Annotated in this window: 1 protein-coding gene; it reads left to right on the top strand. The window is 52.4% G+C overall.

Features of this window, described 5'->3' with window-relative positions; translation table 11 throughout:
* Positions 1–129: 129 nt before the first annotated feature.
* Positions 130–450 (top strand): hypothetical protein (locus AC1RPQ_RS07940; protein WP_481762253.1); only part of this gene is annotated, 321 nt, incomplete at its 3' end.

The following is a 450-nucleotide window of genomic DNA, read 5'->3' as shown; positions in this document are numbered from 1 at the left end:
ACCGGAATCTACACTATTCCGAATCCGGGAGCGGTCGGTACAGCAGGACTTCTCACGGGAACGTTGACACCAACATTGCGTAGCTCCGCAGGAGGTTCGATCAGCGCCCTGATGCTAGTTGGGTCGTACATGGTTGCGTTCGGTGCTAATGGATATATCGCAACATCGACAGATGGCATTACGTGGACTGCAATCACACCTCTGCAAAATAATGGTGCGTGGCAGGCAGCGCTGTACGACGGCTCGAAATATGTTGTTTTCTCTGATAATGTAAACGGTATAATTGCCACGTCACCAGACCTGAAAACGAATTTTCAAGCGACCTATGCAACGGAGAACGCGGAAGTGGCTTGGAGTATAGCTACCGGTGGCACAGGCACAGCGCTACTTCCGGTTTCGGGGCCGCCCGATGCTACTACGGGACGATTCACTTGGAACTCTGGGCAAACT

The organism is Dellaglioa sp. CoH-57-MRSF-21 (assembly GCF_056781915.1).
This window is presented reverse-complemented; position numbering and strand designations above follow the sequence as displayed.